This window comes from Phocaeicola paurosaccharolyticus JCM 15092, from assembly GCF_000613805.1.
Lineage (GTDB): Bacteria > Bacteroidota > Bacteroidia > Bacteroidales > Bacteroidaceae > Phocaeicola > Phocaeicola paurosaccharolyticus.
The window spans coordinates 1-7,434 of record NZ_BAJR01000052.1 but is presented as its reverse complement, the minus strand read 5'-3'; the positions used below and the strand labels follow the sequence as shown (position 1 = coordinate 7,434).

At 38.0% G+C, this 7,434-nt stretch carries 5 protein-coding genes and 1 tRNA gene; 2 read left to right on the top strand and 4 right to left on the bottom strand.

All coding sequences use genetic code 11. The features are described 5' to 3' along the window. Positions 1 to 302 precede the first annotated feature (302 nt). The 4 genes from JCM15092_RS13800 to JCM15092_RS13785 form a co-directional block, all read right to left on the bottom strand. A tRNA-Leu gene (locus JCM15092_RS13800) sits at positions 303 to 384 on the bottom strand. A gap of 100 nt (positions 385 to 484) precedes the next feature. Then, positions 485 to 1,504, bottom strand: a complete 1,020-nt coding sequence (locus JCM15092_RS13795; protein ID WP_024995157.1) for a S41 family peptidase — start codon at positions 1,502 to 1,504, stop codon at positions 485 to 487. Positions 1,505 to 1,506: 2 nt separating this feature from the next. After that, positions 1,507 to 2,358 (bottom strand): DUF3316 domain-containing protein, encoded by an 852-nt coding sequence (locus tag JCM15092_RS13790; protein ID WP_024995156.1) that lies wholly within the window; start codon positions 2,356 to 2,358, stop codon positions 1,507 to 1,509. Continuing rightward, positions 2,348 to 5,050, bottom strand: a complete 2,703-nt coding sequence (locus JCM15092_RS13785; protein ID WP_024995155.1) for a DNA gyrase/topoisomerase IV subunit A — start codon at positions 5,048 to 5,050, stop codon at positions 2,348 to 2,350. Before JCM15092_RS13785 ends, JCM15092_RS13790 begins: the two co-directional genes overlap by 11 nt. A gap of 152 nt (positions 5,051 to 5,202) precedes the next feature. Between JCM15092_RS13785 and JCM15092_RS13780 the strand changes: the two genes are divergently transcribed. After that, a complete protein-coding gene (locus JCM15092_RS13780; RefSeq protein WP_024995154.1) occupies positions 5,203 to 6,744 on the top strand; it encodes a glycine--tRNA ligase in 1,542 nt (513 codons plus the stop codon). A gap of 4 nt (positions 6,745 to 6,748) precedes the next feature. After that, positions 6,749 to 7,342 carry a BamJ family beta-barrel-assembly machinery protein gene (gene bamJ, locus JCM15092_RS13775; protein ID WP_024995153.1) on the top strand — a complete coding sequence of 198 codons (594 nt, stop codon included), beginning with the start codon at positions 6,749 to 6,751 and terminating at the stop codon, positions 7,340 to 7,342. Positions 7,343 to 7,434: the final 92 nt, after the last annotated feature.

The following is a 7,434-nucleotide window of genomic DNA, read 5'->3' as shown; positions in this document are numbered from 1 at the left end:
ATAAACTTGATTAAAGTTGGACTTATTTGTGATTATATGTACTTTACCGAAGGCTTACAAACATAGAATACAAATCCGTTTGGAAAGACGAATTATATCTTTATAATCGATTGGTTTCTTTTGTATGAAGCAAAAGAAATATTTTATAGAGTAAGTAGAAAAGACAAAATGTTAAATCCCCAACTTTACGGACTGACCCTCAGGATTTCAGTATGATCCTTCGGTATGATCCGAATAATGACTGAGCTTTTTTATTGTAAAAAAAGGTTGACTACTTTTCAGTAATCAACCTTACCCTCTTGTGCGCCTGATAGGACTCGAACCTACACGTCTCTCGACACTAGATCCTAAGTCTAGCGCGGCTACCAATTACGCCACAGGCGCAGCGTTATTTTTTCTTAGCGAGTGCAAAGGTAGAGAATTTTTTGAAATCACCAAACGTTTTCACAAAAAAGGCGATAAAAAGGCGAAAAAAATATGTTTATCACTCTTTTTTGCTCAAAAAACTGATTGCAGTCTCAATAATGGTATCAACTCCCTTATTATAATCTTCGGAGGTAATATCGACTTTTATATCGGGTTTGATACCAAATTCTATATCTTCCATGTTTGGACCATATATAGGAGAGGCGGAAAACCTGATAAGCCATCCATTAGGTAACTCAGATGTGTATGGAAGGCCTGAACCTCCTCCTGTCTTATCACCGATAATGGTAACCTTCTCGAGCTGTTTCATCTTATTTACAAAATCGTTTGTGGCACTGAAACTTCGTCTGTTTGTAAGGACTACAGCTCTCTTCTGCCATCTGACTCTGCTTGCAGGTTCTTCAAGATATAGAGGATCCGGCTTTGAAAAGGAGCTATGCTCGGGGCCCGTCTTATATGTTATATATCCTATATGTACCTTCTCATTTGTGAATCTCTCAGCCAATCTCTCGGCAGTAGTAAGATTTCCTCCTCCATTATTTCTTACATCAACGATGAGGCCGTTGCATATTGAGAGTGCATTAAGTATCTCGTCAAGATTTCCACTTCCTACTGAACTTTCAAAGCTTCCAAGGTATATGTAACCAATGTTTTGAGGAAGAATGGTGTATTTCATTCCCGAAGAGTAATTATAGTCTCTACCAAGGTAGTTGCTTTGGATAGAGTCGTTGAAGTTTCTGGGATATGCATCATACCACTCTCTGTATTGAGAAACTCTGTCATTAGAAATAAGGTTCACGTGTCCGTCGCGCAATTCGTTTACCATATTCGAGAGAACATCAAAGAGTTGCTTGTTGGTCATACCTGAAGTTATCTTGTTTGCATACTCTTTGTGAATTGCATCCCAATCCAGTCCATACTCCTTGTCCTTATAATCGTGAAAGCAATATTGGCGGTCAATAATTTTCCATAAAGCCTCAAAGTTTCCCTGAGGGCTGTTAGAGAACTCCTCTTCTGTGACACAGGATGAAAAGATCAGGGATAATATCAGTAGTGAATTGATTATATACGATCTCATTTCTAATATGGTGTTACGTTATTAGGCATGCTGACTTTGTTCTTCCCCTTAAGCAGATAGAAATTCTTAACTATTCCTACCATAAATGAGTGGTTCCATATATGGCTTTTCAGTCCATTGACTTTTGCCTGATCAATATTCATAAGATATCCAACTCTTATATTGCTTTTTCGTATAGGAAAGTCAAGCGTAAGCAACTGCATCAATGAGGGTTGGTTGTGGAGTGAGGTGAATACGATATTTTTTCCGCTGAAATTGTGAAGAGAGAACATCTGATAGTAGGACTCACCATAGTCGGGTGAAAACATCAACCCGATTAATGGTACATTAGCTTGATATCTAGCTATTATAGGGTAATTGAAGAGTCTGAACTTATAGATTATCATTCCTGATGCATCAATATTGGCATATGCCTTTGCTTGTGCAGGGTTGTTAGAGTTGCCGGTATTGTATACGAATCCTCCGTTTACGTCGGCCATTGGTCCGAAGAGAATCTTCAGATTATTGCCGAACTTTAGCTGATAATGCAATGCATAAGTCCATTTCATCATGTAAGTAATCTCACTGCTCGTCTCTGCTCTGTTGTTTGAATATGAAAAGTTCATTTGGAGCATGTTCTGAGCTGACACTTTACCTCCCATTATTTTGGTAAACCTCATATTCTCCCTTAGCATATTTATATTTGTGCCCTTATATTCAAGAGGAGAGAGGTAGGTGTCCAGAATATTTGTTGATCCTACGCCAAACATCCTGGAATGCATTACATACCTGTTCTGTTGCAGACTATCTTCCTGGGCTTTTGCGCTTAAGAAAATAGTGAAAAGAGCGAGAAGAAGGATTAATTTATTCTTCATCATCGAATAATTTCATCTGTCCTGTTATTTCATCTATTATATCAGTAGTACTCTTCCCTTTATCAGGATCCTCATTCATATCTTCCTCATCATTATCATTTTCATCCTCTTGATAATCGTTCTCCTCTTTCTCAGGGAAGCGTAAAGGTTCCAACTCATTTATAGAATCTACGGTGAAAGTTGTTATTCTCTTACCTTTAGCTTTAAAACTCTTAACTCCTATAAATTCATCGACATCAATTTCCAATGGATCACGGAAACCGTCGTTGCCACCAAAGACAACCTGTATCCTTGGATATATAACAGATGAAAGAAGAATAAGTTTATTCTCTTTGTTATCTCCCAGATAACTTTGCTTTTTGGATGACTGCTCTAATGTGAATCTCTTTATATATGGGAAACCCTGCTGGTCTTCATCGTATAGTGCTGCCGACCAGACCTTATTAGGATCGAACTTCTCAATAATCTTTATGTCGGCTTCGTAATGGTTGTTCAAGTCGAAGTTGGTAGTGTAGAACTCTCCGTTGTTTTGAATGACAAGAATCAATTCATTGCTCTGGAACTCTCCAAGGTATTTTCCGCGATTATCGTAATTTAGACGAAGCACGTCATTGTCGAACCACACTTTTCTTCCACCAAGAGTTGAACCTCCTCTCTGTTTAAGGGTTATCTTATGAGCCTCGTATTTAGTGAGGATATTACCCATAGACTGACGTCCTTTTATAGCAACCTCGCTGAAGTCCTTATCAAAAATGATTTTCTTGATTCTTGGATTTGGTTTCAAAGTTACCTTGATAACCTCGGCCTCCCCATTAGGATTAGCAGAGAAGTAGGCTATTTTTGAACCAGGATTTCCCTGAGTTACATCATACTCCTTATCTCTTGTCATAGAGGTTATGTTGAACCTCTTTATGTAATAGAATCCCTCTTTTCCATCGTGGTAGACGACATTGTAAATTGTTCTCTTGTCGTTCTTCTTGAAGACGTTGACGTAAAGTATATTCTTGCCGACAAACATCTTGTCTGCTATCTTTACAATCTTATATTTACCATCTTTATAGAATATTATTACATCGTCGATGTCAGAACAGTTGCATATATACTCATCCTTCTTAAGCGATGTACCGATGAATCCTTCCTCTCTGTTGATATAGAGCTTCTCGTTTGCTTCTACAACTTTTGCAGCAACAATGGTGTCGAAGTTTCTTAACTCTGTTTTTCTTGGATAATTTTTGCCATATTTCTCTTTGAGCATCTTGTACCAATCTATTGTGTAGTCTACAAGATGAGCAAGCTTGTTGTTGATATCCTCTATCTCTTTCTTTATGGCTAATATAGTGTTCTCGGCCTTATCTTTGTTGAATTTGAGAATACGAGCCATCTTGATATCAAGAAGTTTTAAGATATCATCTTTTGTAACCTCTCTTACAAATTGGCTATAGAAAGGAGTAAGTCGGAAGTCGATGTATTCGCATGCAGCATCTAAATTTTCAGACTGCTCGAATTTGACATCCTTGTAAATTCTCTCCTCTATGAATATCTTCTCAAGCGATGAAAAGTGTAACGACTCAAGAAGTTCGTTTTTCTTTATCTCTAGCTCTTTCTTAAGCAGTCCCAAAGTGTTGTCAACCGACTTTTTAAGTACAGTGCTAACATTTAAGAAATGTGGTTTGTTATCATCAATAACGCAACAGTTAGGTGAAATACTTACCTCACAGTCGGTAAATGCATAGAGTGCATCCAGTGTCTTGTCAGACGATGTTCCAGGAGTAAGATGTACAAGAATCTCTACATTTGCAGCTGTATTGTCGTCGACTTTTCTGACCTTAATCTTGCCTTTATCGATAGCTTTAAGTATTGAATCTATGAGCGAAGAGGTAGTCTTTCCATAAGGAATCTCTGTTATAACAAGAGTCTTGTTGTCAAGTTTATTTATCTTGGCTCTTACCTTTACTACTCCACCTCTCTCGCCATCGTTGTATCTGGACACATCTATAGAACCTCCTGTCTGGAAGTCGGGATATAGATGGAACTCCTCATTGCAAAGGTAAGCAATAGAGGCATCACATAACTCATTGAAATTGTGTGGAAGTATTTTTGATGAAAGACCTACGGCAATACCCTCTACGCCTTGGGCAAGTAGGAGAGGATACTTAACAGGAAGGGTTATAGGTTCCTGATTTCTTCCGTCGTAAGATGCCTGCCACTCTGTTGTCTTAGGGTTGAATACTACGTCGAGAGCAAATTTAGAGAGTCTTGCCTCGATGTAACGAGGAGCAGCGGCACCGTCACCGGTAAGTATGTTACCCCAGTTTCCCTGACAGTCTATGAGCAGATCCTTCTGTCCCAATTGAACAAGAGCATCACCTATTGAAGCATCACCATGAGGATGGAACTGCATTGTATGTCCTACAATGTTCGCGACTTTATTATATCTGCCGTCATCGAGACGCTTCATCGAGTGAAGTATTCTTCTCTGAACAGGTTTAAAACCGTCATTCAAGTGTGGAACAGCACGCTCCAGAATTACATACGATGCATAATCAAGGAACCAGTTCTGATACATCCCGCTAAGCTGATGCTTGACTGATTCATTTTTTGTGTCTGTAGGTTTGTAATCGGAGTGACTTGTTTCATCACTTTGTTGAAATTCTTTCTCTTTTTCTTCTTTATCTATAATATCGTCGCTCATGATATATTTAAATTCCTTAATGTTATGATGATATGCATACAAAAATAGTACAATTATTGAAAAAAATCATTTACTTTGCGCATTATTTCGTGCATATTTAGCACATGAAAGCTTGAATAAATAGAAATTTGAAAGAATAAAGATAAATAAAAATGGCACAAGAAGATGTTTTTAAAAAATTAGTTTCTCACTGTAAAGAGTATGGCTTTGTTTTTCCATCAAGTGATATTTATGATGGATTGGGAGCTGTTTACGATTATGGACAGATGGGTGTTGAGCTGAAGAATAATATCAAACAGTATTGGTGGCAAAGTATGGTTCTTTTACACGATAATATCGTTGGAATTGATTCTGCTATCTTTATGCATCCTACCATCTGGAAAGCTTCAGGACATGTTGATGCTTTCAATGATCCATTGATTGATAACCGTGATTCAAAAAAACGTTACCGTGCCGATGTTCTTATTGAAGATCAACTTGCAAAATATGACGATAAGATAGATAAAGAGGTTGCCAAAGCTGCAAAACGTTTCGGTGAAGCTTTCGATGAGGCACAGTTCCGTGCAACAAATCCTCGTGTTCTTGAACACCAGGAAAAAAGAGAGGCTCTTCATAAACGCTTTAGCGATGCTCTTAATGCTAACGATCTTAATGAACTCCGCCAGATTATCATTGATGAAGAGATTGTATGTCCTATTTCAGGAACAAAGAACTGGACTGAGGTTCGTCAGTTCAACTTGATGTTTAATACAGAAATGGGTTCTACTGCAGACGGCGCGATGAAGATTTATCTACGTCCTGAAACAGCACAGGGCATTTTTGTAAACTACCTAAACGTACAGAAGACCGGACGTATGAAAATACCTTTCGGTATTGCTCAGATAGGTAAGGCTTTCCGTAATGAGATTGTTGCTCGTCAGTTCATCTTCCGTATGCGTGAGTTTGAACAGATGGAGATGCAGTTCTTTGTAAAACCTGGTACTGAACTTGACTGGTTCAAGAAATGGAAAGAAATTCGTTTGAAATGGCATAAGGCTCTTGGCTTCGGTGATGACCACTATCGTTATCATGACCACGATAAATTAGCTCACTATGCTAATGCAGCTACAGATATTGAATTCCTTATGCCTTTTGGTTTCAAAGAGGTAGAGGGTATACATAGTCGTACAAACTTCGACTTAAGTCAGCATGAGAAATTCAGCGGTAAGAGTATTAAATACTTCGATCCTGAGCTGAACGAATCATATACTCCATTTGTTATCGAGACATCTATCGGAGTAGACCGTATGTTCCTTAGCATCATGAGTGCATCATATTGCGAAGAGAAACTAGAGAATGGTGAAACACGTGTTGTGTTGAGACTTCCTGCTCAGCTTGCTCCGGTAAAATTGGCTATCATGCCTCTTATTAAGAAAGATGGTCTTCCTGAAAAGGCCCGTGAGATAATGGATGACCTCAAGTTCCACTTCCACTGCCAGTACGATGAGAAGGATAGTATCGGTAAACGTTACCGTCGTCAGGATGCTATAGGTACTCCATACTGTATCACAGTTGACCACCAGACCTTGGAGGATAATTGTGTTACTCTTCGTGACCGTGATACTATGAAGCAGGAGCGTGTTGCTATATCAGAATTGAATAATATCATTGCTGATAAAGTAAGCATAACAAGTATTTTAAAAACTTTACAATAATCTTATGAATAAAAATAATCTTTTACTTATAGGTTTATTTCTGATTACCGTTTTATCTTTTTCATCATGTAGTGAGTCTACTGGTGAAGTTGACCCATATGCAAATTGGGACCAGCGTAACCAGAACTTTACAGACTCTATAGCTAAGGTTGCTTTGGCAAATGATGGAGATGAAGTGGGTGACTGGAAAACATTCTACTCTTATAAGCTTGGTCCTCTAACTTTGGGCCAAAAGGGTGATGTAAATGACTATGTATATTGTAAGATTAAGAGTGTAGGCAATGGAGTTACTCCACTTTTCTCGGATACAGCTTATGTAAGCTACAAAGGTATGCTTATTAATAAAGTTGTGTTCGATAAGACATATAGTGGCGAGTATAATCCTGAAATAGCTGTTCCTACAGCTTTAAAGACAGGAGGGCTGGTTACGGGATTCACTACTGCTCTGGAGAATATGAAAGAGGGTGATATTTGGACACTATATATACCAAGTGACTTGGGCTATGGTTCTACAGCTTATTCATCAATTCCTGCAAACAGTACTTTGATATTTGATGTAGCACTTGTAAAGGTTGCAAAACTAAAAGGTAATAAGTAGAAGTAATAGATTTTACTTTAAGATATTATATAAAAAAACCTTACCGATTTTATCGGTTAAGGTTTTTTATGGATATTGTATATATTAATTAT

Coding starts and splice junctions, on each gene's coding strand:
- JCM15092_RS13795 (WP_024995157.1), bottom strand. CDS start 1,504: ATGAGATCGTATATAATCAATTCACTACTGATATTATCCCTGATCTTT.
- JCM15092_RS13790 (WP_024995156.1), bottom strand. CDS start 2,358: ATGAAGAATAAATTAATCCTTCTTCTCGCTCTTTTCACTATTTTCTTA.
- JCM15092_RS13785 (WP_024995155.1), bottom strand. CDS start 5,050: ATGAGCGACGATATTATAGATAAAGAAGAAAAAGAGAAAGAATTTCAA.
- JCM15092_RS13780 (WP_024995154.1), top strand. CDS start 5,203: ATGGCACAAGAAGATGTTTTTAAAAAATTAGTTTCTCACTGTAAAGAG.
- bamJ (WP_024995153.1), top strand. CDS start 6,749: ATGAATAAAAATAATCTTTTACTTATAGGTTTATTTCTGATTACCGTT.